The sequence below is a fragment of the Pseudomonas sp. HN8-3 genome (assembly GCF_020790195.1).
Lineage (GTDB): Bacteria > Pseudomonadota > Gammaproteobacteria > Pseudomonadales > Pseudomonadaceae > Aquipseudomonas > Aquipseudomonas synxantha_A.
The window spans coordinates 3,575,429-3,597,073 of record NZ_CP086206.1; the positions used below are offsets into that span (position 1 = coordinate 3,575,429).

The window sequence follows — 21,645 nt, forward strand, 5'->3', positions numbered from 1 at the left end:
AAAGTATTCAGGAATCGGTTCGAACCTTGGCGTTTGCAAAAAGTTCGAACGGATTTGCACCAAAATGGAGAAAAAACGGTTCAGCGAAGGCTCTATCTCAATATTCTTCAGGATTCGTGCGGATAAGGCTTTCAACGGCTTCGCGAAGTTGAGGCTGATCCGGCAGCTGAATCCCGAACGTGTCGTGCAATAGCGCCAGCAACTCGTCGGCGCTTTGAAGCGTGCGCTTTTCACTGGGCCGATCCAGGTAATGAAGCGCATAGTGGGCGTTGGCCAAGGTATGACGTTTACCGGGGGCAAGCAGCGCAGCCTTCAACTGCCCAACGAACGGCGACCCCGGGTGCGTGGAGACGTACCAGTTGCCGATTTCGTAGTCGATATCTGCCTGCACTTGCAGATCGAACACGTACAAGCCGCGCCACTCTTCACCGACCTGGGCCCACAATGTGTAGCTGCCCTGATTGCATGTCAGGCGAAAAGGCTCATGGGCAGTGGCTTGGGGCGCTTCGTTGTCCAGTTGCAACGGGCTGCTGGGGACCATGCCACCGAAGCCGACATCGGTGATATAGCGCACGCCGTCGAGGGTCACCAGGCTCAGACGATGAGTACGGCCGGTGTGGGCGTCCGGTGGCCCGCCAATCACCACACGACCGGTAATGCCGCGAGCCTCATAGCCCAGCTCCTGCAACAAGGCCAGGAACAGCTGGTTCAACTCATAGCAATAGCCGCCGCGTCCTTGGTGCAACACCTTCTGTGTGACGCTTTTCAGGTCAATCGGCACCGGCGCGTGCATCAGGGTCGACAGGCTTTCAAAGGCAAAGGTGCAGACATGGCGCAGCTGCAAGTCCCGCAGGGTCTGCAAGGTGGGTGCCGGTGGCGAGGCATAGCCCAGGCGTTGCAGGTACAGGCGGCTATCCGTGGGTGTGAGCATGGCGCGATCCTCGGGCGCAGGGCAAGAGCGTCACTATGCCGCGCCACTGCGTACGTTGTCATTTTGAATGAACCTTTTAGAACGCTGGCCTATCCATCTATAACAAGACAGGGAGGCAACATGAGTACCGCAAAAATCTACACCATCCACTATCAGCTACACGGTAAACCCAAGTCTTTCGTGGTGCGCGCCGAGGTGATGAATAACGCCGAAGCCTGGCACTGGGCTGCCGTTGATGCCGACATTGCCCATGTCAGCCGCATCGGCCGCGTCGGTCACGAGCAAGTGAAAAAAACCACCCGGCCCTGGGCGGAAAAATACGGCATCACCGACGTCAGTTGGACCCCACCCAAATAAACAAAGCCCCGCACGACGGCGGGGCTCGATTCACTTCTTCAAGTCGCCCAACGGATCGTAGGGCGGCTTTTTCTCAGATGACTTTTTCTCATCCAGCGGCGCAATAGCCGGACCTACCGGGTCGACCTGAGGGTCGGCCACATCTGGCGAGTCCGGGTCGAAACCCAGCTCATCCTTGCCACTGGCGTGCTCGTTGGAGTGGGGACCATCGGTACGTTTGTTCATCACAGACTCCTGCTAAAGCGGGCGCGCTTTGTCGTGGAGGTTTTCCAGGTCTTGTTCGACGTGCTCGACATCGTTGTCGGGGCCACGCTCTTTGGGATCGTTGGGGCGCAAAGCATTGTTGTCGCGCTCCTCCTCACCCGGCGTGCGGTTCGGATCCGGTGTACCTGGCGGTGGCTGCTTGTGTTCAGACATGATGGCTTACCTCATGAGGGGCTTCACAGGTTTAGAGAAACCGTGCGCAGTCATCGTTCAACTTCATTGCTGCAAGCATGAGAAGATGACCGCCCTTTCTGGAGACCTGACCCGGATGTTCGAGCTCAAACCCTGCGACCCTGTCACCTACCGTCAACAGACCCGCCGCAGCACGCTGATAGTGGCCGTGCTGTTCCTGGCCCTGGCCATGCTGCTGTCGAGCCTCGCGGTGATGCTGTTCGGTGAGCCTGGGGGGGACAACTTTCGCTTCAATGTCGGCGGTGTATTTGCCGGGGTGTTGATCACCGTCGCACTGGTGCGTGGCCCGTTCTGGTCCCAGCCCTGGCTGGCGCCGGCGGTGTATGGCTGGCAACTCAAGCGCAGCCTGATGAGCGTGACCAACGTAATGCACAAGGTCACCGAGCGGGTACAAGCCAACGACCCGGCCGCCATCAAACTGTTGCGTTTCTATCACATGGGGCTGACGCAAATGCATGAGCTGGATGCCAACTCCAGCGCCCAGGCGCAACTGGTCGGCGAGATCGACGCACACAAGACCAAGATGCACGCACTGGGGATCGATACCGAACAAACCCGGCTTGACCCCGCGTGGCTGGAAACGCTCAAAAGCGCTTGAGGCGTACGTCAGGGAGCAGGCAAAGGTCGTTAAAAAACCAAACTCAGGTCCAGACGCCCTTCCCTGACCGGGGGACACCAGTAATAGCCACCAGTCAATGGCTTACTGATGCGATACAAACCATCGACAATCCCATCCTCCAACCCGCTCATACGCCGAAGCTGCGCCTCAAACGCATCGAAGGAATGGCCAAACGCGAGGAACATCAATCCTGCCTGGCCATTCTCGGCCCAAGGCATCGAGCGTCGCACCACGAAGGCTTCCGGGGTGAAGCTTTCCTGGGCTGTGCGCTTGGTGTGGGCCGATTCCGGAGCGTCGTCGAGTTCTTCGTTGTCGCCATGGCGGCGGCCGATGATGTGGTCACGCTCCTGGGCCGGCAACGCGGCGAAGCCGTCCAGGTCGTGCTGCCATTGCTGGATAGCGGCAAAGCTGGCACCGCTGTCGGTCAAGGCGGCCTCCACGGCGGCATCGTCGTGAGGGTTTTCGGTGCCGTCTTCGTAGTCGGTCAGGTCAAATCCGGTCTTGTAGCGGAAGCCTTCAGTCGATTGCACCAGGCGAAACGCCGGGGCCAGGGCTTTCTCGATGGCACGACTACGCAGCAGCAACTCGCCACGATCCACCCCATGCAGCCATACCCACAGGGCCTGTTGAGTCGAGGGGTTGTCAGCGCCAGGGCCGCTGACGGCGGGGAATGCACGCAGCCCTTCAATTTCGGCGCCCAGCGCCTTTACCAGCGGTTCACCGAAACCGACCACGGCCGCCGCATCCGTCAACTGCACCAGCGCGTCCAGCGCCGCGGGCACGGCTTGCAGGGAATCGAGGGCGAAAAACAGATGGCGGGCCTGCAAAGGCACCGGTGCGGCAAGAATGCCCGGCTGGTACTGACTCATGTGAACTCCTTCTGAAAAGCCGCGCAGTTTACCCGGCGCGCACCGCGCTGCGAACAACAATGCGCGTAAGCCTTGCCTTAGAGCCGCTAGTTGGGTGACTCTCTAGTCATGTTTTGCAACTATTCCAGGGGTAGCGACATGACCACCAGCAACCTGCTCGCCCAGCTGTTTCCCACTTCCGTCACCCAGATTCCCGAGCAATTTCGCCTGGCGGCGCCCATTGAGCAGCGTGATTACCTGGTCGATGGCCAGCTGCGGGTGTGGAACGGCCCGCTCGCTCGCGTGCAAAGCCCGGTGCAACTGGGCGATGAGCGCGTGCATATCGGCAGCACGCCATTGCTGGATGCCGACACCGCCCTCACCGCCCTGGATGCCGCCGTGCGTGCCTATGACCGTGGCCAGGGTGAGTGGCCGACAATGCGCGTTGTCGAACGTATCCAGCACGTCGAGGCATTTTTGCGGCGTATGCGCGAACAGCGCGATGCGGTGGTGAAGCTGCTGATGTGGGAAATCGGCAAGAACCTCAAGGACTCGCAGAAAGAATTCGACCGCACCTGCGACTACATCACCGACACCATCAACGCCCTCAAGGAACTCGACCGCCGCAGCAGCCGCTTCGAGCTGGAGCAGGACACCCTCGGGCAAATCCGCCGCGTACCGCTGGGCGTGGCGCTGTGCATGGGGCCTTATAACTACCCGTTGAACGAGACCTTCACCACACTGATCCCGGCGTTGATCATGGGCAATACCGTGGTGTTCAAACCGGCCAAGCTCGGTGTGCTGTTGATCCGCCCCTTGCTGGAGGCGTTCCGCGACAGCTTCCCGGCCGGGGTGATCAACGTGATCTACGGCAGCGGCCGCGAAACCGTGAGCGCGCTGATGGCCAGTGGCAAGATCGATATCTTCGCGTTTATCGGCACCAACAAGGCTGCCAGCGACTTGAAAAAACTGCACCCCAAGCCACACCGCTTGCGTGCTGCGCTGGGGCTGGATGCGAAGAACCCCGGGATCGTGCTGCCCGAGGTGGATCTGGATAACGCGGTGAGTGAAGCGGTCACCGGTTCGCTGTCATTTAACGGCCAGCGTTGCACTGCATTGAAGATCCTGTTCGTGCATGAAGATGTCGTCGATAGCTTTATCGAGAAATTCAACACCAAACTCGCGACGCTCAAGCCCGGTATGCCCTGGGAAGACGGCGTGGCGCTGACGCCACTGCCGGAAGTGGGCAAGGTGGATTACCTCAACGAACTGGTGGCCGATGCCGCCCGACACGGCGCCCAGGTGGTCAATAGCGAGGGCGGCAGCAGCCGTGGTTCGTTCTTCTACCCGGCGGTGCTGTACCCGGTGAACCCGCAGATGCGCGTCTACCATGAAGAGCAATTCGGCCCGGTGGTGCCGATCGTGCCCTACCGTGACCTGGAGACCGTGATCGACTACGTGCTGGACTCGGACTTCGGCCAGCAGTTGAGCATTTTCGGTACCAACCCCGTCGAGGTCGGGCGCCTGGTAGACACCTTCGCCAACCAGGTCGGCCGTATCAATATCAACGCCCAGTGCCAGCGCGGGCCGGACACCTTTCCGTTCAACGGCCGCAAGAACTCGGCCGAAGGCACGCTGTCGGTGCATGACGCCTTGCGCGTGTTTTCGATCCGCACCCTGGTGGCGACCAAGTTCCAGGAGAGTAACAAGGCGTTGGTCAGCGATATCCTGCGCAACCGTGACTCGAGCTTCCTGACGACCGATTACATTTTCTGAAGCCAACCCCGTTCCAATATGCAGACAGGTCAGTGTAGTAGCTGGCTTGCCTGCGATGCGGGCACCTCGGTCTTTCAGTCAGGTCGCGGTGATGCTATCGCAGGCAAGCCAGCTCCCACATTGAGTCGAGCACATTCATACATTTGAGGCCACTTCAATACCGATGAACCTGCCCATTTTTGCCCGGCGCCTGCTGCGCCCCCTGCTCGACCCGTACCGGCGCTTTCGCCACGCCAAGCTGATCCACGCCGCGCGCGTATCCGTCGGTTTGCTGGCGACCATCCTGCTCACCAGCGGCCTGAACCTGCCCCACGGCGAATGGGCATCGGTGACCATGCTGATCGTGATCGGCGGCTTGCAGCACCATGGCAATATCGGCAAAAAAGCCGTGGAGCGCGCTTACGGCACCTTGATCGGCGCCAGCGTCGGTTTACTGCTGGTGGTGCAACAGGCTTACTTCGGCCTGCCGCTGTTGACCTATCTGTTGATGTCGGTGGTGTGCGGGTTCTTTTCCTACCATGCCATCGGTAAGGGCGGTTACATCGCGCTGCTGTCGGCGATCACGGTGTTTATCGTTGCCGGCCACGGGGACAATCCGATCTCTGATGGCTTGTGGCGCACCGTCGATATCCTGATCGGCATCGTACTGGCCCTGGCCTTCTCCTTCGCCCTGCCACTGTATGCGGTGTACTCATGGCGCTACAACCTAGCCAGTGCATTGCGTGATTGCGCGCAGATCTACAGCCGCATCATCGGTGGCCAATCGGTGACCGATGATGAACACCTCAAGCTGCTCAACCGCCTGAATGCAGCAATGTTGCAACTGCGCTCGTTGATGCCATCGGTGTCCAAGGAAGTGCGGATCTCCATGACCGAACTGGACGCGATCCAGCGTCACCTGCGCATGTGCATCAGTACCCTGGAGATTCTCGGCAATACCCGGCCAGACCCGCGCGACAAGCAGGCCACGGCGCGGATGCAGGTGATGCTCAAGGCCGAGCACCGGCAGATTCGAGTGCAGTTGGTGGGAATGGCGCGGGCGTTGAAGTCGGGGGTGACGGAGCGGTTGGAGCGTAGCAGTTACGCCACAGGCAGTGAGCCTGCGCTGGATGCGCCGGTTTACAGTGCGTTGGATGGGTATCGACTATTGACCTTGCAACTGGCGGCGAACGTGGATCAGATGCGTCAACGGCTTGCCAAAGGTGCCGCACGCTGGAAGATTTAGCGACAGCTGGACGGGAGCTTTACGCACATCGACACATTCACACTTTCTCTTACATATTTTTCACGATTTGTTCACATCCCAGAACGTAGGGTAAAGCCTCATCCGTTACAAACGTTGCATATCAAGCCCGCCGCCCCAGCGGGCTTTTTTTTGCCTGGGTTTTGCCTAGGCCACCCGAGTCGGTAGGAGCGAGCTTGCTCGCTCCTGCAAGGGGTCGGGGATTGGCTTCAGCGTGTGGCCTGTTCGCGAATGGCGCGCTGAGTCTCCAGCACCTTGGCCAGCGCCGTCTCAGCCTCGGCACTCTGCTGTGGCACTCGAATCGCCGCCGACACCAAGGTAATCAACTTCGCCATCACCTCCGCATCCGTCGCCGGGCGGCCCAGGCTCATGGAGTTCATCAGCAGGCGCAGTTCGGTGCCGGCCATGACCCCGGAAATCGCCTTGAGGGCAAATTGCAGGCGTACGCCCAGCTCATTGCGCGGCAGGTCTGGCAGTGCCAGGGCGAAGGCTTCGAAGAAGCGCTGGAACACCGGCTGGTAATGCACCTTGAGGTATTCCTGGATAAACGGCGAGGTGTCGCTGTAAACCCGGCCAAGGAAGCGAATGAACGAGCGCCCTTCCCCGCTGGCCGGGTCGCTGCGTTCCAGGCCCATGGCCGGGGCAAACAGCACGCCCAGCAGCGTGTCGCAATCCAGCGGGCCATCGGATTCGGCTTCGCAGCGGGCGAGCAATTCCAGGCGCTGCTCGTTGAGCGGCTCCAGGCGTTGCATCAGCAGAGTTTTCATCAGGGAGTCCTTGTCCCCGAAGTGGTAGTTCACCGCCGCCAGGTTGACCTGGGCGCGTTCGGTTATCTGGCGTAGCAACACGGCGTCGTAGCCGTACTTGATGAAGAGGGCCTCTGTCGCATCCAGCAATCGAGTCTTGGTAACGTTTGGAGCGCTGAGTTTCTTCGCGACCATAAGGGTTCCACGGCGGAAATATTGTTTTAAAAAATAATTTGATTTTTTATACCGGGGCGGCCCGGCGAAAGCAAGTAGTGACACTCCGCCATATCACTAAAAGCCTGTATAACCGGGCTATCGAGACCGATTGAAAGCATTTCTACTGATCCGAAACCTGCATTCGGCAAATCGTTTCAAAGGGTAAAACCGCTCTACATCCATGGCTGGCGAAGCAGATTGAACGCAGGTATTATTCAAACAATATTTTAAAAACAAGAAATAAAACCAGTCCGTGACGCGTACAGGCAGCTCCCGAACTTGTTACAAGGATTTTCCGGGGGCATGGCAGTACCGTCGTGACTGCAGGCGTAGTCATGATGACAGACACCCCCACGCAACCAGGCTTGATCTCCCTGCAAGGCATCGGCAAGCGCTATCAGCTCGCCGGGCAGGAACTGAGCATTCTCAATGACGTGTGCCTGTCCATCGCTCGCGGTGACAGCTGCGGCATCCTCGGTGCCTCCGGTTCCGGCAAGAGCACCCTGCTCAACATTCTTGGCCTGCTGGACCTGCCCAACTGCGGCCAGTACCACTTTGCCGGTCACGATATTTTCAACGCCACGCCCGACGAACTGGCCGCGATCCGCAACCAGCAGATCGGTTTTGTGTTCCAGAGCTTCAACCTGCTGCCACGCCTGAGCGCCCTGGACAACGTCGCGCTGCCCTTGAGTTATCGCGGCGTATCGCGACATGAATCGGTGGAACAGGCCCAGCGTATGCTTGATCAAGTCGGCCTGGCCGAGCGCGCCCACCATCGCCCGGCCGACCTCTCCGGCGGGCAGCGTCAGCGCGTCGCCATTGCCCGCGCACTGGTCGGCAAACCCTCGGTGATCCTCGCCGACGAACCCACCGGCAACCTCGACAGCGCCACCGCACAGGAAATCATGGACCTGCTGCTGGCCCTCAACCGCGAGCAACAGGTCACGCTGATCATCGTCACCCACGACGCCCACATTGCCGAGCGCCTGGAGCGCAAGATCCTGGTGCGCAACGGTGTAGTACACGAGGCCGGGCGCCTATGAGCCTGCGGGTCGAGCAGAGCCTCAGCCAACTGCTGCATGAAGCCTTGATCAGCCTGCGCACCCTGGGCAAACGTTCGATCCTGGCGCTGCTGGGCATTGTGATCGGCAGCTCCTCGGTAGTGGCGCTGATCAATATCGGCCATAACGCGGCAGTGGATGCCGCGATGATCTTCAAGGACATGGGCACCGATACCCTCATCGCCCAGTTTCCGCCCAAGGGCAGCAGCAATGTGCCGATGCGTACCCAACTCGACCTCGACGCCGTACGCCTGGCCGTACCGGGCATTGCCCATATCGGCGCGCTCAGCCTGTTCAGCGGGCCCATCGTGTTTCATGGGCGCACCACCAATGCCAACCTGGTCGGCAGCACGCCGGGTATACAGGCCGCCATGCGCCTGGCCGTGCGCGAGGGGCGCTTCCTGTCGGCCTTCGACGCCAGCGAAACTTTCGCTGTGATTGGTGACCCACTTGCCCAGGCCCTCAGTGCGCCGGGCGACCCACTGCAACTGGGCGACCGCGTGCGCATCAACGACTACCTGTTTCTGATCGTGGGCATCCTGCACGACCAGCCCCGGGCCATGCTGATGCCAGTGCAGGCCAACGAGTCGTTGTTTATTCCGGCCGAAGGTATGCGCCGCATCTATGCCACCCCGCAGATCAGCAATGTGATCATCCGTGCGGCGCCAGGGCAGGACATGGAGCGTATCGCGAGGGACGCCACCGCTGCGCTGCAACCCCAACTCAGCGACCACGACGTCAATATCACGGTGCCCCAGCAGATGATCGATGGCATGACGCGCCAAAGTCGCACCTTCGCCTACCTGCTGCTGGCCCTTGGCGCGATTTCCCTGGTGGGCGGCGGTGTCGGGGTGATGAACGTGATGCTGATGAATGTGTCCGAGCGCCGTCGCGAGATCGGCATCCGCATGGCCCTGGGCGCACGTCAGCGCGATATCCGTAACCTGTTCCTGCTCGAAGCCGTCACGCTCACCGCCGTGGGTGCGCTGTGCGGTGCGGTGCTGGGCATGACCGCCGCCTGGCTGTATGCGTGGCTGTCGGGCTGGGCATTTGCCCTGGCGGTGGCCGCCCTGCCCCTGGGGGTGGGCAGTACGTTACTGGTAGGTTTGTTCTTTGGCATCTACCCGGCGGTCTCGGCCTCGCGGTTACAGCCGGTGGAGGCCCTGCGCGATGAATAAGTGCGGGCTGCTCCTTCTGCTGATCAGCCTGCCGGGCATGACTGCCGAGATGGTTATCAACCCTTCGGCGGCCAGCAGTACCCGCAGCGGCTACGAGCGCGGCGTGTCGCTGAATGCCCAGGCCACCACCATGACCCTGGGTGACGCGGTGTACCTGGGCCTGCGCAACAACCCGGCGATACGTAGCGCCTACCTGCAACGGGTGGCGCAGAAGTTTGACCTGCGTGTCGCCGAGGACGTGTTCAACCCCAAGCTGACCCTCAACAGTAACTACCGTACCTCCCGTGGCTCCCAGGACAACGTGCGCAACGCCAATCTGGCACCGACCAGCAGCCTGCTCGGCGAATACGGCACGCGCTTGAGCATGGCCTGGACCCAGCAGTTGAACAACGCCAACCGCGCCGGCCGTTACCGCAGCGACGGGCTCGACCTGGCGATCATCCAACCGCTGATGCGCGGCGCCGGCTGGGACGCCACCACCGCGCCGCTGCGCCTGTCGCGCCTGGCCGAGCAGGCCAACCGCCTGAACCTCAAGGCCACTGTGGCGCAAACCATCAGCCAAATCATCGCCACCTATCGCGAACTGCTGCGTGCCCAGGAACAACTGGTGATCGTACAGGACGCGCTCAAGCGCTCCAACACCTTGCTGGACGTGAACAAGGCACTGATCAGCGCCGGGCGCATGGCCGAGTTCGAGATCGTGCAAACCGAAGCCGACATCGCCACCCAGCAGTTGGGCGTGGAAGAAGCTCGCAATCAACTGGACACCAGCCGCCTGGCCTTGCTGCGCCTGCTGGCGCTGGACCTGTCGACACCAGTGCGCGCCACCGAAGCCCTGGAGGCCAACCCCATGGAAATTGACCAACGCCAAGCCTTCAACCTGGCGCAAAACCAGCAACCGGAATACCTCGCCGCCCTGCTCGGTAGCCAACAGGCCGACCTCAACCTGGTGATCGCCAAGGACTCCGGGCGCTGGCAAGTGGACCTGGTCGCCGGCGCCAACCAGGTGCGCGCCGCCACCGACAACAACAACGGCCATGACAATAACCGTACCTGGGACAGCTACGCCGGGGTGCAGGTGCAGATCCCCATTGGCGACATCAGCACGCGCCAGGCCGAAGTACGTGCGCGAGTGAACGTCGAGGACCAGGAAATCCGCATTACCGATGCGCGCCAGGAGCTGGAGCGCAACGTCAACAACGTGGTGCGTGACCTCGGCACCCGCTGGCGCCAATATGAAATTTCCAAGCGTGCCGTGGAGTTGTCACGGCGCAAGATCGAAATCGAACGGGAAAAACTCAGTGCCGGGCGCTCCACCAACTTCCAGGTGTTGAGCTTCGAAACCGACCTGCGCAACGCCGAAAATGCCCAGCTCAACGCGCTGATCGCTTATTTGAACGCCCAGACTCAACTCGACCTGACCCTGGGCATGACGCTGGAAAGTTGGGAAATCGCCCTCAATGACTACTAATCAAAAACGCTTGCTCGCCGTTGCCCTAATCGTGTTGTTAGCCGGCGCGGCCATCGGTCTGCTCAGCCAGCGCAGCGGTGCCGAGCAGGCCAGCACCGCCGAGCAATGGCTGGAGGTAAAACCCGACCCGCTGGTGCACCAGATCGGCCTGGTGGGCAAGATCGAGCCCGACACTACCGTCACCCTCACGGCGCCGTTCGACGGCAACGTGTTGGCCAACCTGGTCGAACAAGGCCAGCGCGTCGAGGCCGGCCAGGTGCTGTTGCGCATGGACCCGGCGACTCTTGAAGTGCAGTTGCGCGACGCCCTCTCCGCCCAGCTCAAGGCCCGGCGCACTGTGCAGGAAATGCAGGACTGGGACAGCAGCCCCGCCGTCAGCCGCGCCCGCCGCAGCTTGCGCACCGCTGAAATGACCGCTGGCAACACCCAACGCAAGCTCACCGAAAGCGAAAACCTGTTCAAACGCGGCATCATTCCGCGCAACGAACTGGACGATCTCAAGCAGCAAACCCAACAGCAGCAACTCGACCTGGCAGCGGCGCGCGGCGAACTGCAACAGGCCCAGGACCAAGGCAGAGGCGAATACCGACAGATTGCCGAAATGGAGCTGACCAATGCCACGGTGAAATACGAAGCCTTGCAAAAACTCCTTGAAGGCAAGGAGGTCAAGGCACCGTTCTCCGGCATCGTAGTGCCCGCGCCCGGCAGCAGCAACAACGCCCAAGGGGGTGGCAACAACAACGCGCCGGTGCAGGCCGGCAGCAAGGTCAGCCAGGGCCAAGTGCTGTTTGGCCTGGCCAATATCGAGCGGCTGAAAATCGTCGCCAAGGTCTCCGAGCTGGACATCAACCAGTTGCACCAGGGCCAGGCGGTGGAAGTAATGGGCGATGGCTTCGACGGCGAACGGCTGACCGGCTCGGTCAGCGTGGTCAGTGGCTTGGCCATCGCCAGCGACAACCAGGGCAGCGCACAATTTCCGGTGACCCTGTCGATCCCCGCGCTGACGCCGCAGCAGTTGCAACGGGTGCGTCTGGGCATGAGTGCGCGGTTGACGATTGTCACTTATAACAATGACCAGGCGATCGTGATTCCCAGCCAGGCGATCCAGGCGGACATGACGGTGGAGTATCGGGCGGCGATGGATAAACCGGTGCAGCGGGTGAAAGTGACCACTGGGCAATCGACGCCCCAGGGCGTTGAGGTATTCGGACTCAAACCAGGCTTCGTGAAAACCTCAAGATAAGCGCAGATCAACATGTGGGAGGGGGCTTGCTCCCGATAGCGGTGCATCAGCCACAAATGTATTTACTGACACGCCCTCATCGGGAGCAAGCCCCCTCCCACATTTGATTTTCGTTGCTTTGAGCATTGACGTTCACTTCGCGGATCAGGGCTTGCTCACCTCCCCCATTTAGATCTGTGTGAGCTTGGTTGCCAGTGCCTTGGCCTGGAGCGCCACATCCGTCACCGCCGTACTCTCCCACCACATGCCCCGCAACGGCGGCCCCATGGCAAACAGTCGCTGGCTGGCATGGCCCTGGGCATCCAGCACCGCGCCGGCTGCATCCGCCGCAATCCCCAACGCCAAAGGCCCAGGCCGGATCAACCCACGCTTGAGCAGTTGTTGCGGCAATGGCCGGGCGACACGACGCCAGTCGTACTCGATGCCGCTGGAGTTGATCAGCGCCGCTCCCGAAACCTGTGTGACCTCCTGCCCGCCACGATAGCGCACCGCAATGGCAACGCCCTCATCCGACGGCACCAAACCCTTGAACGACGCTGCGCGAATCCGCAGCCGCTCTTCTGCCTGCAAGCGCGTCACCAACTGCGCACTCAACGGTGGCGAGCGGTGGTGATGGCTTTCCCACCATGGCCGCACATGTCGCACGAACTGGCGCTTCTGAGGCTCACTGGCCTGACTCCACAAGCGTGCGATGTGCCCGCGCACGGTGTCCAACGGCGCCTGCCAGTCGATGCCTTGCGCCAGCGCGAACTGACATTGGCGTCGCACCTCACGCAGCAATTGCCGAGGGCTGCGCAGGTTGTAATCGGCGGCCAGGAAGTCATCCCAACTTGGCGGCTGTTTGCGCACATGGGGCAACAGGCCGTGGCGCGAAAAGATCTCGATGGGACCGCGATGCCCGGCCTGTTCCAGCGACACCACGGCATCGACCATGGTCAACCCGGAGCCGATGATCAGTACCGTTGATTGCGGGTCGAGTTGGGTCATCGCTTGCACGTCCCATGGGTCCATGGCTGCGGCGTTCAAACCGCTGGACTCGGTTAGGGGCGTGCGCGCTGCCGGGAACATGCCGGTGGCCAATACCGCAAAAGTGCCACGCAGCTGCTCCCCATTATCGAGGGTCAACAGCGTGGAGGCTGCGTCGACTTGCAGGTCCACCCCTTCGGCGCGGATATGCTCGACGGTCGACGTAGACAACGCCTTGGCCTCGGCCAAGCGCTGTTGCGCGTACAGTCCAAAAATCCCGCGTGGCGGGAACAGTTCGCTGATGGGCACATGCTGCTGATCCGACTCCGGCCAACCACCTCCAGCGATGTAGTCAGTGAGCCATTGGGTCAGGTCGTCGGGGTTGTCCGGATCGACGCTCATGCGCGCCGCGTTGCCGTTCAAGGTATGACCCAGCTCAACCGCGCTATAGGCCTCGCCCCGCCCCAGCTCAGCACGCGGCTCAATCACCAGGATGCGCCGCGTGCCCGGCAGGCGCAGCAGCTGCACGGCCAGCATCGTACCGCTCAGGCCGCCGCCGATGATCAGTACATCGGCAACGCGGGTGGATTCACTCATGCCAGTTCGCCCTTATTGTTGCTCAAATCACCACATTTCGAACAAACCGTACCGCCGCGTTCCCATCATTGCGATAAGCATGGGGCTGGTGGCTGGCGAACATAAAGAACTCTCCAGCCTCGATGACATTTTCCTGATCACCTATCACCAGCGTCAGGCTGCCCTCGAACACAAACAGTTGTTCGCTCCACCCTTCCAAATCAGGGTCCGGGCAATAACGATCACCGGGTTCAAGCCGCCACTCCCACAATTCGACTTCACGCCGTGCCGTGGCCTTGGCCAGCAGCACCGCCTTACTGCCGACAATCTCGCCCGCCCAGGCCAGCTCGTTGATACGGCTGTGGTCCCGCACATCCGGCGCCTGAATCAGATCACTGAACGCCACGTCCAACGCTTCAGCCACACGATCCAAAGTGGACAAGCTGACGTTCTTCTCCCCCGCTTCAATCGCCACCAGCATGCGCCGGCTGACCCCGGACTTTTCCGAGAGCGCGGTCTGGCTCAGGTCGGCGGCATGGCGCAGGCGACGGACGTTCTGGCTGACGTGCTGCAGGACCGAGGCCCGTTGCGGATTTTCTTTGTGCACTATATTGCTCAATAGGTGGGTGTGCGCAGTATACTGCCCAGCGTGCGGCGCATTGTGCGGTCCGTGCCTTTCCCTTGCAAGACCGAGCCGCCATGACAGCCCCGACCTCCCCTTCGCGATTCAACCGCTTCAGCAAAGCCGAATGCATCCTGGTGGTGATCACCATGATCTGGGGCGGCACCTTCTTGCTGGTGCAACATGCCATGACCGTCAGCGGGCCGATGTTTTTTGTGGGGCTGCGCTTCGCGGCGGCGACAATTGTGGTGGGGTTCTTTTCCTTGCGCACCCTGCGCGACCTGACCCTGTTCGAATTGAAGGCCGGGGTGTTTATCGGGGTGGCGATCATGTTTGGCTACGGTTTTCAGACGATTGGCTTGCAGACCATCCTGAGCAGCCAGTCGGCGTTTATCACCGCGTTGTATGTACCGTTCGTGCCGCTGTTGCAGTGGCTGGTGCTGGGCCGTCGCCCCGGGTTGATGCCCAGCATCGGCATCATGCTGGCGTTTGCCGGGTTGATGCTGTTGACTGGCCCGGCGGGGGCTTCACTGAACTTCAGCCCAGGTGAAATCGCTACGCTGATCGGTGCCGTGGCAATAGCGGCCGAGATCATCTTGATCAGCGCATTTGCCGGCCAGGTGGATATTCGCCGGGTGACCGTGGTGCAACTGGCCACCGCTTCGGTGCTGTCGTTCATGATGGTGGTGCCCATGGGCGAGGCGTTGCCGGGCTTTTCTTGGCTGTTGCTGTTCAGCGCCGTGGGCCTGGGCTTGACCAGTGCGGTGATCCAGGTCGCGATGAATTGGGCGCAGCAGAGTGTGTCGCCAACCCGGGCTACCTTGATCTATGCCGGCGAGCCGGTGTGGGCAGGCGTGGTCGGGCGAATTGCCGGAGAGCGCTTCCCGCCGATTGCAATGGTCGGGGCGGTGTTGATTGTGGTAGCGGTGATTGTGAGTGAGATGAAGACGAAGGGGCAGAAGGCAATTGAACTCGCAGATGCCTTGGAACAGGAGCGTCAGGGATAACCTGCAAACCCTGTGGTGCCCGCTCTATCGTCATCGCGGGCAAGCCCGGCTCCCACAGGGGTCGGCGTTTCAATTCAAGGGTTTTGAACCAGTGCTGAATGAGAGGTTTCGGCCTACCTTGTAGGATCCTGCCACATCTTGCCGTTTGGTGATCGTGAAAGCGGCACGTATGATGCATCCCAAACTCCCGCAGATTAGAAGCCTATGTCCCTGATAGTTCTACTGCTTCTGCCATTCATTGGCAGCTGTCTGGCGGCCTTGCTGCCGCACAACGCACGTAATACCGAATCCCTGCTGGCCGGCCTGGTGGCATTGGTCGGCACTATTCAAGTCGCACTGCTCTACCCCCAGATCGCCCATGGTGGCGTGATACGCGAAGAATTCATGTGGTTGCCCAGTCTTGGGCTTAACTTCGTGTTGCGCATGGACGGCTTTGCCTGGCTGTTCTCGATGCTGGTGCTCGGCATCGGCACGCTGGTGTCGTTGTATGCGCGTTATTACATGTCGCCGGACGATCCGGTGCCGCGCTTCTTTGCGTTCTTCCTCGCGTTCATGGGCGCCATGCTTGGCCTGGTGATTTCCGGCAACCTGATTCAGATCGTGTTCTTCTGGGAACTGACCAGCCTGTTCTCGTTCCTGCTGATCGGCTATTGGCACCACCGCGCCGATGCGCGGCGTGGTGCCTATATGGCCCTGATGGTCACCGGCGCAGGCGGGCTGTGCCTGCTGGCCGGGGTGATGTTGCTGGGGCATATCGTCGGCAGCTATGACCTGGACCAGGTGCTGGCGGCGGGCGACCAGATTCGCGCGCACTCGCTGTACCCGGTCATGCTGGCGCTGGTACTGATCGGCGCCCTGAGCAAAAGCGCGCAGTTCCCCTTCCACTTCTGGCTGCCCCACGCCATGGCGGCGCCCACTCCGGTTTCGGCTTATCTGCACTCGGCAACGATGGTGAAGGCCGGCGTGTTCCTGCTGGCCCGCCTGTGGCCGTCGCTGTCCGGCAGCGAAGAATGGTTCTGGATCGTCGGCGGTGCCGGCGCCCTCACCCTCCTCCTCGGCGCTTACTGCGCCATGTTCCAAAACGATCTCAAGGGCCTGCTGGCCTACTCCACCATCAGCCACCTCGGGCTGATCACCCTGCTGCTGGGCCTCAACAGCCCGCTGGCCGCCGTCGCCGCAGTGTTCCATATCCTCAACCACGCCACTTTCAAGGCGTCGCTGTTCATGGCGGCGGGCATCATCGACCACGAAAGCGGCACGCGGGATATCCGCAAGCTCAGTGGCCTGGTGCGGTTGATCCCGTTTACCGCGACCCTGGCCATGGTAGCCAGTGCCTCCATGGCCGGTGTGCCGTTGCTCAATGGCTTCCTGTCCAAAGAGATGTTCTTTGCCGAAACCGTATTCATCTCGTCGACGCAATGGGTGGAAATCGCCCTGCCGGTGATTGCGACCATCGCCGGCACCTTCAGCGTGGCCTACGCCCTGCGCTTTACCGTGGATGTGTTCTTCGGCCCGCCGGCTACCGACTTGCCGCACACGCCTCACGAGCCACCGCGCTGGATGCGTGCGCCGGTGGAATTGCTGGTGTTCACCTGCCTGCTGGTGGGGATTTTCCCGGCCCAGGTGGTCGGCTCGATCCTTGCCGCTGCGGCGTTGCCCGTGGTCGGTGGTGTGCTGCCCGAGTACAGCCTGGCGATCTGGCACGGCTGGAACGCGCCAATGATCATGAGCCTGGTGGCAATGACCGGCGGCGTGGTGCTGTACCTGATGCTGCGCAAGCAACTCAAGCGTGGCCGCTTCGAATACCCGCCGCTGATCGGCTATTTCAACGGCAAGCGTGGCTTCGAGCGCTGCCTGGTGGTGATGATGCGCGGTGTGCGCAGGATCGAAAAACGCATCAGCACCAAGCGCCTGCAAACCCAATTGTTCCTGCTGGTGATCGTCGCGGTGATCGGGGCCATGATCCCCATGATCAACAGTGGCCTCACCTGGGGCGACCGGCCGAAGATTGCGGGCTCCATCGTGTTCGTCACCCTGTGGTTGCTGGCGATTGCCTGCGCGCTGGGCGCCGCCTGGCAAGCCAAGTATCACCGGTTGGCGGCCCTGACCATGGTCAGCGTGTGCGGCCTGATGACGTGCGTGACCTTCGTGTGGTTCTCGGCGCCGGACCTGGCCCTGACCCAATTGGTGGTGGAAGTGGTGACCACCGTGCTGATCCTGCTCGGCCTGCGCTGGCTGCCACGGCGTATCGAGGAGGTTTGGCCATTGCCCAACACCTTGCGCAAGGCGCGCATTCGCCGGGTGCGCGACTTGTTGCTGTCCACTGTAGTGGGGGGCGGCATGGCGCTGTTGTCCTACGCGATGCTGACCCGCCAGACACCCAACGATATCTCCTCGTTCTACTTGAGCCGCGCCCTGCCCGAAGGCGGCGGCAGCAATGTGGTGAACGTGATGCTCGTGGACTTCCGGGGCTTCGATACGCTGGGCGAAATCACCGTGCTGGGTGCCGTGGCCTTGACCGTATATGCCTTGCTGCGACGCTTCCGCCCGTCCAAGGAAAGCATGGAGTTGCCGGCGCAACAGCGCCAATTGGCACCGGACGTGGCCACCGACCTGGTCAACCCGCGCCAGGCCAGTGACACCGCGCTGGGCTTTATGATGGTGCCGGCGGTGCTGGTGCGCCTGCTGTTGCCGATTGCGCTGGTGGTGTCGTTCTACCTGTTCCTGCGCGGTCACAACCAACCAGGCGGCGGGTTTGTCGCCGGGCTGGTGATGTCGGTAGCGTTTATCCTGCAATACATGGTGGCGGGCACCCAATGGGTCGAAGCGCAGATGAGCCTGCGGCCCATGCGCTGGATGGGCTTCGGCCTGCTGTCGGCGACCTTGACCGGCCTTGGCGCGCTGTTCGCCGGATACCCGTTCCTGACCACCCATACCTGGCATTTCCACGTGCCACTGCTCGGCGATATCCATATCGCCAGTGCGTTGTTCTTCGACATTGGCGTGTACGCCATGGTCGTGGGCTCGACGCTGCTGATGCTGACCGCCCTCGGCCACCAATCTGTGCGAGCACATAAACCGAGCAACCAGCCCAAAGTCGTTGCTGCAACCGAAGGAGCCGCCTGATGGAAGAAGTCATCGCAATTGCCATTGGGGTCCTGGCGGCCTCCGGCGTCTGGCTGGTGCTGCGGCCACGGACATTCCAGGTGGTGATGGGCCTGTGCCTGTTGTCGTACGGGGTCAATCTGTTCATTTTCAGCATGGGCAGCCTGTTTATCGGCAAGGAACCGATCATCAAGGACGGCGTGCCGCAAGACCTGCTCAACTACACCGACCCCCTGCCCCAGGCCCTGGTACTTACAGCCATCGTGATCAGCTTCGCCATGACCGCGTTGTTCCTGGTGGTGCTGCTGGCATCCCGGGGCCTGACCGGCACTGACCATGTGGATGGCCGGGAGCCGAAGGAATGAATTGGGTCAATCAACTGATCGTTGCGCCGATTCTGCTGCCGTTGTTCACGGCGGCGCTGATGCTGATGCTCGGCGAGAAACGCCGGCCGCTGAAGGCCAAAATCAATCTGGTCTCCAGCTTGATCGGCCTGGGCGTGGCCGTCCTGTTGCTGTACTGGACACAAAAAGGCGGGCCCGGCTCGATCGGCGTGTACCTGCCGGGTAACTGGCAAGTACCGTTCGGCATCGTGTTGGTGGTGGACCAGCTCTCGGCGCTGATGCTGGTGCTCACCGGGGTTATCGGCGTAAGCGCATTGCTCTTCGCCATGGCCCGCTGGGACCGTGCGGGCACTAGCTTCCATGCGCTGTTCCAGATCCAGCTGATGGGTCTGTACGGCGCATTTCTCACCGCGGATTTGTTCAACTTGTTCGTGTTCTTCGAGGTGCTGCTGGCGGCGTCCTACGGCCTGATGCTGCATGGTTCGGGTCGTGCTCGGGTGTCGTCCGGCCTGCATTACATTGCGATCAACCTGCTGGCGTCGTCGCTGTTCCTGATTGGCGCGGCGATGATCTACGGCGTCACCGGCACGCTGAATTTCGCTGACCTGGCGCTGAAAATCCCGCTGGTGCCGGAGGCTGATCGCGGCCTGCTGCACGCTGGCGCAGCGATCCTGGCGACCGCGTTTCTGGCCAAGGCCGGCATGTGGCCGCTGAACTTCTGGCTGGCGCCCGCCTACTCCTCGGCCAGTGCGCCGGTGGCGGCGATGTTTGCGATCATGACCAAGGTTGGCGTGTACACCGTGCTGCGCCTGTGGACCCTGCTGTTTTCCGGCCAGGCCGGCGCTTCGGCGCTGTTTGGCGGCGACTGGCTGGTGTATGGCGGCATGGCGACCATCGTGTGCGCGGCGCTGGCGATGGTGGCGGCGCAACGCCTGGAGCGCATGGCGAGCCTGAGCATTCTGGTCTCGGCCGGGATCCTGCTGTCGGCGGTAGGGTTTGCCCAGCCAAGCCTGACCGCTGGGGCATTGTTCTATCTGGTCAGCTCCACCCTGGCATTGAGTGCGCTGTTCCTGCTGGCTGAATTGATCGAGCGTTCGCGCTCGGCCAACGACCTGCCGCTTGATGAAGAGATTGATGCGCTGCCCAAGGCCATGGAGTCGCTGCATCCGCGTCCGGGTGTGAACCTGGACGATGAGCAGAAAGCCGTGGTCGGCCAGGTCATCCCCTGGACCATGGCCTTTCTCGGCTTGAGCTTTATCGCCTGCGCGCTGCTGATTATCGGCATGCCGCCATTGTCGGGGTTCATCGGCAAGCTCAGCCTGTTGAGTGCGCTGATCAACCCACTGGGCCTGGGCAACGCCGTGGACGAATCGATCCGTCCTGCAGCCTGGGGCCTGGTGGCGCTGCTGATTCTGTCCGGCCTGGCGTCGCTGATCGCCTTCGCCCGCCTTGGCATCCAGCGCTTCTGGACCCCGGAAGAGCGCCCATCACCGCTGTTGCGACGCTACGAGTGCGTGCCGATCTTCGTGCTGCTGGGCTTGAGCATCGCCTTGACGTTCAAGGCCGAACCCTTGATGCGCTACACCCTGGCCACCGCCAAGAGCCTGAACAACCCGGAAAGCTATGTGATGGCGGTAATGGCCACACGTCCGGTGCCGAGCCCTGAAGCCAAGGCCGCCGCGCTGGAGGTGCAACCATGAAGCGCCTGTTTCCTGCACCCTGGTTGTCGCTGGCCCTGTGGGTGTTGTGGCTGCTGCTGAACCTGTCGATCAGCCCCGGCAACCTGCTGCTGGGCGCGCTGCTGGGCTTTCTCGCGCCTTTGCTGATGGCGCCGCTGCGCCCGCAGCCGATCAGCCTGCGTCGCCCTGGCGTGATCCTGCGCCTGTTCCTGTTGGTGGGCCGCGACGTGATCGTCTCCAACCTGCAAGTGGCGTGGGGTGTACTGACCTGCGGCACACGCCCGCCGCGCTCGCGCTTCATCAAGATCCCCCTGGACCTGCACAGCCCCAACGGCCTTGCCGCGCTGTCGATGATCACCACGGTGATCCCCGGCACCATTTGGTCGGAACTGGCGCTGGACCGTAGCATCTTGCTGCTGCACGTATTCGACCTTGACGATGAAGCCCTGTTTATCCAGCACTTCAAAGCCACCTACGAGCGGCCCCTGATGGAGATCTTCGAATGAGCGCCCTGCTCTCCAATGCGATCCTGGCCAGCCTGTTCCTGTTCTCGCTGGCGATGGTGCTGACCCTGATCCGCCTGTTCAAAGGCCCGTCCGCCCAGGACCGAGTCCTGGCGCTGGACTACCTGTACATCCTGGCCATGCTGATGATGCTGGTGCTCGGTATTCGCTATGCCAGTGATACCTACTTTGAAGCGGCGCTGTTGATTGCGCTGTTCGGCTTCGTCGGCTCGTTTGCCCTGGCGAAATTCCTGCTGCGTGGGGAGGTGATTGAATGATGCCGTTATGGGTTGAAGTGATAGTGGGGGTGCTGCTGGTGCTCAGCAGTGTGTTTGCGTTGATTGGCGCGATTGGCTTGCTGCGGATGAAGGAGTTTTTCCAACGCATGCACCCGCCGGCACTCGCCTCGACATTGGGCGCATGGTGCGTGGCATTGGCGTCGATTATCTATTTTTCGGTGCTCAAGTCCGGGCCGGTGTTGCATGGTTGGTTGATTCCGGTTTTGCTCGCGATCACCGTGCCGGTCACCACACTGCTGTTGGCGCGAACCGCCCTATTCCGCAAACGCATGGCCGGTGACGATGTGCCGGCTGAAGTCAGCAGCCGCCGCTGACCTCTCAGGCAGGCACATAAAAATGTGGGAGCTGGCTTGCCTGCGATGAGGTCGGATCAGTCACTGAAGAGGTTGGCTGGCCCAC

General features: G+C 61.5%; 22 protein-coding genes. 15 read left to right on the plus strand and 7 right to left on the minus strand.

The window, feature by feature from the left end:
• Positions 1-97: 97 nt before the first annotated feature.
• Positions 98-931, minus strand: coding sequence for an arylamine N-acetyltransferase family protein (locus LJX92_RS15740; protein ID WP_228308584.1), 834 nt, complete (start codon positions 929-931; stop codon positions 98-100).
• A 120-nt stretch (positions 932-1,051) separates the two neighbouring features.
• Here LJX92_RS15740 and LJX92_RS15745 point away from each other — a divergent pair, with 120 nt between their 5' ends.
• Positions 1,052-1,288 (plus strand): DUF6555 family protein, encoded by a 237-nt coding sequence (locus LJX92_RS15745; RefSeq protein WP_005789137.1) that lies wholly within the window; start codon positions 1,052-1,054, stop codon positions 1,286-1,288.
• A 30-nt stretch (positions 1,289-1,318) separates the two neighbouring features.
• On the opposite strand, the gene LJX92_RS15750 is transcribed toward LJX92_RS15745, so the two are convergent.
• Together LJX92_RS15750 and LJX92_RS15755 are read right to left on the minus strand one after the other, a co-directional pair.
• Positions 1,319-1,513, minus strand: coding sequence for a DUF6021 family protein (locus LJX92_RS15750; protein ID WP_005789138.1), 195 nt, complete (start codon positions 1,511-1,513; stop codon positions 1,319-1,321).
• A gap of 12 nt (positions 1,514-1,525) precedes the next feature.
• Positions 1,526-1,705: a hypothetical protein gene (locus LJX92_RS15755; RefSeq protein WP_103734494.1), complete on the minus strand. Its 180-nt coding sequence runs from the start codon at positions 1,703-1,705 to the stop codon at positions 1,526-1,528.
• 115 nt (positions 1,706-1,820) lie between these two features.
• On the opposite strand from LJX92_RS15755, the gene LJX92_RS15760 reads away from it, so the two are divergent.
• A complete protein-coding gene (locus LJX92_RS15760) occupies positions 1,821-2,342 on the plus strand; it encodes a DUF3087 family protein (RefSeq protein WP_032880610.1) in 522 nt (173 codons plus the stop codon).
• 29 nt (positions 2,343-2,371) lie between these two features.
• Here LJX92_RS15760 and LJX92_RS15765 read toward each other — a convergent pair whose 3' ends face one another.
• Positions 2,372-3,232, minus strand: a complete 861-nt coding sequence (locus tag LJX92_RS15765) for a Dyp-type peroxidase (RefSeq protein ID WP_032880609.1) — start codon at positions 3,230-3,232, stop codon at positions 2,372-2,374.
• Positions 3,233-3,370: 138 nt separating this feature from the next.
• Here LJX92_RS15765 and LJX92_RS15770 point away from each other — a divergent pair, with 138 nt between their 5' ends.
• Both LJX92_RS15770 and LJX92_RS15775 read left to right on the plus strand, forming a co-directional pair.
• Positions 3,371-4,987, plus strand: coding sequence for an NADP-dependent glyceraldehyde-3-phosphate dehydrogenase (locus tag LJX92_RS15770; protein WP_103734491.1), 1,617 nt, complete (start codon positions 3,371-3,373; stop codon positions 4,985-4,987).
• Positions 4,988-5,150: 163 nt separating this feature from the next.
• On the plus strand, positions 5,151-6,212 hold the full coding sequence (locus LJX92_RS15775; protein WP_032880607.1) for an FUSC family protein: 1,062 nt from the start codon (positions 5,151-5,153) through the stop codon (positions 6,210-6,212).
• A 227-nt stretch (positions 6,213-6,439) separates the two neighbouring features.
• Here the strand turns inward: LJX92_RS15775 and LJX92_RS15780 are convergent, their stop codons facing one another.
• Positions 6,440-7,171, minus strand: coding sequence for a TetR/AcrR family transcriptional regulator (locus LJX92_RS15780; RefSeq protein ID WP_032880606.1), 732 nt, complete (start codon positions 7,169-7,171; stop codon positions 6,440-6,442).
• A 356-nt stretch (positions 7,172-7,527) separates the two neighbouring features.
• Between LJX92_RS15780 and LJX92_RS15785 the strand changes: the two genes are divergently transcribed.
• The 4 genes from LJX92_RS15785 to LJX92_RS15800 are packed head-to-tail and all read left to right on the plus strand — an operon-like array spanning position 7,528 to position 12,145.
• Positions 7,528-8,235, plus strand: coding sequence for an ABC transporter ATP-binding protein (locus tag LJX92_RS15785; protein ID WP_148853516.1), 708 nt, complete (start codon positions 7,528-7,530; stop codon positions 8,233-8,235).
• A complete protein-coding gene (locus LJX92_RS15790) occupies positions 8,232-9,431 on the plus strand; it encodes an ABC transporter permease (protein WP_032880604.1) in 1,200 nt (399 codons plus the stop codon). The genes LJX92_RS15785 and LJX92_RS15790 overlap by 4 nt, the downstream gene beginning before the upstream one ends.
• The gene (locus LJX92_RS15795) at positions 9,424-10,902 is read left to right on the plus strand and encodes a TolC family protein (RefSeq protein ID WP_032880603.1); all 1,479 of its coding nucleotides are present in this window, start codon (positions 9,424-9,426) and stop codon (positions 10,900-10,902) included. The genes LJX92_RS15790 and LJX92_RS15795 overlap by 8 nt, the downstream gene beginning before the upstream one ends.
• A complete protein-coding gene (locus LJX92_RS15800) occupies positions 10,892-12,145 on the plus strand; it encodes an efflux RND transporter periplasmic adaptor subunit (protein WP_228308585.1) in 1,254 nt (417 codons plus the stop codon). The genes LJX92_RS15795 and LJX92_RS15800 overlap by 11 nt, the downstream gene beginning before the upstream one ends.
• A gap of 168 nt (positions 12,146-12,313) precedes the next feature.
• Here LJX92_RS15800 and LJX92_RS15805 read toward each other — a convergent pair whose 3' ends face one another.
• Complete coding sequence (locus LJX92_RS15805; RefSeq protein WP_228308586.1) at positions 12,314-13,708, minus strand: FAD/NAD(P)-binding protein; 1,395 nt, start codon at positions 13,706-13,708, stop codon at positions 12,314-12,316.
• Positions 13,709-13,730: 22 nt separating this feature from the next.
• Positions 13,731-14,294: a helix-turn-helix domain-containing protein gene (locus LJX92_RS15810; protein WP_032880600.1), complete on the minus strand. Its 564-nt coding sequence runs from the start codon at positions 14,292-14,294 to the stop codon at positions 13,731-13,733.
• Between the two features lie 92 nt (positions 14,295-14,386).
• On the opposite strand from LJX92_RS15810, the gene LJX92_RS15815 reads away from it, so the two are divergent.
• From LJX92_RS15815 to LJX92_RS15845, 7 genes are all read left to right on the plus strand, one after another.
• Positions 14,387-15,316 (plus strand): DMT family transporter, encoded by a 930-nt coding sequence (locus LJX92_RS15815; RefSeq protein ID WP_228308587.1) that lies wholly within the window; start codon positions 14,387-14,389, stop codon positions 15,314-15,316.
• 204 nt (positions 15,317-15,520) lie between these two features.
• A complete protein-coding gene (locus LJX92_RS15820) occupies positions 15,521-18,442 on the plus strand; it encodes a monovalent cation/H+ antiporter subunit A (protein WP_032880597.1) in 2,922 nt (973 codons plus the stop codon).
• A complete protein-coding gene (locus tag LJX92_RS15825) occupies positions 18,442-18,786 on the plus strand; it encodes a Na+/H+ antiporter subunit C (RefSeq protein WP_005789164.1) in 345 nt (114 codons plus the stop codon). The genes LJX92_RS15820 and LJX92_RS15825 overlap by 1 nt, the downstream gene beginning before the upstream one ends.
• Positions 18,783-20,465, plus strand: coding sequence for a monovalent cation/H+ antiporter subunit D (locus tag LJX92_RS15830; RefSeq protein WP_032880595.1), 1,683 nt, complete (start codon positions 18,783-18,785; stop codon positions 20,463-20,465). The genes LJX92_RS15825 and LJX92_RS15830 overlap by 4 nt, the downstream gene beginning before the upstream one ends.
• Positions 20,462-20,950: a Na+/H+ antiporter subunit E gene (locus LJX92_RS15835; RefSeq protein ID WP_194438605.1), complete on the plus strand. Its 489-nt coding sequence runs from the start codon at positions 20,462-20,464 to the stop codon at positions 20,948-20,950. Before LJX92_RS15830 ends, LJX92_RS15835 begins: the two co-directional genes overlap by 4 nt.
• Positions 20,947-21,225 carry a K+/H+ antiporter subunit F gene (locus LJX92_RS15840; protein ID WP_032880591.1) on the plus strand — a complete coding sequence of 93 codons (279 nt, stop codon included), beginning with the start codon at positions 20,947-20,949 and terminating at the stop codon, positions 21,223-21,225. Before LJX92_RS15835 ends, LJX92_RS15840 begins: the two co-directional genes overlap by 4 nt.
• A complete protein-coding gene (locus tag LJX92_RS15845) occupies positions 21,222-21,560 on the plus strand; it encodes a Na+/H+ antiporter subunit G (protein ID WP_122733446.1) in 339 nt (112 codons plus the stop codon). Before LJX92_RS15840 ends, LJX92_RS15845 begins: the two co-directional genes overlap by 4 nt.
• The last annotated feature ends 85 nt before the right edge of the window (positions 21,561-21,645 follow it).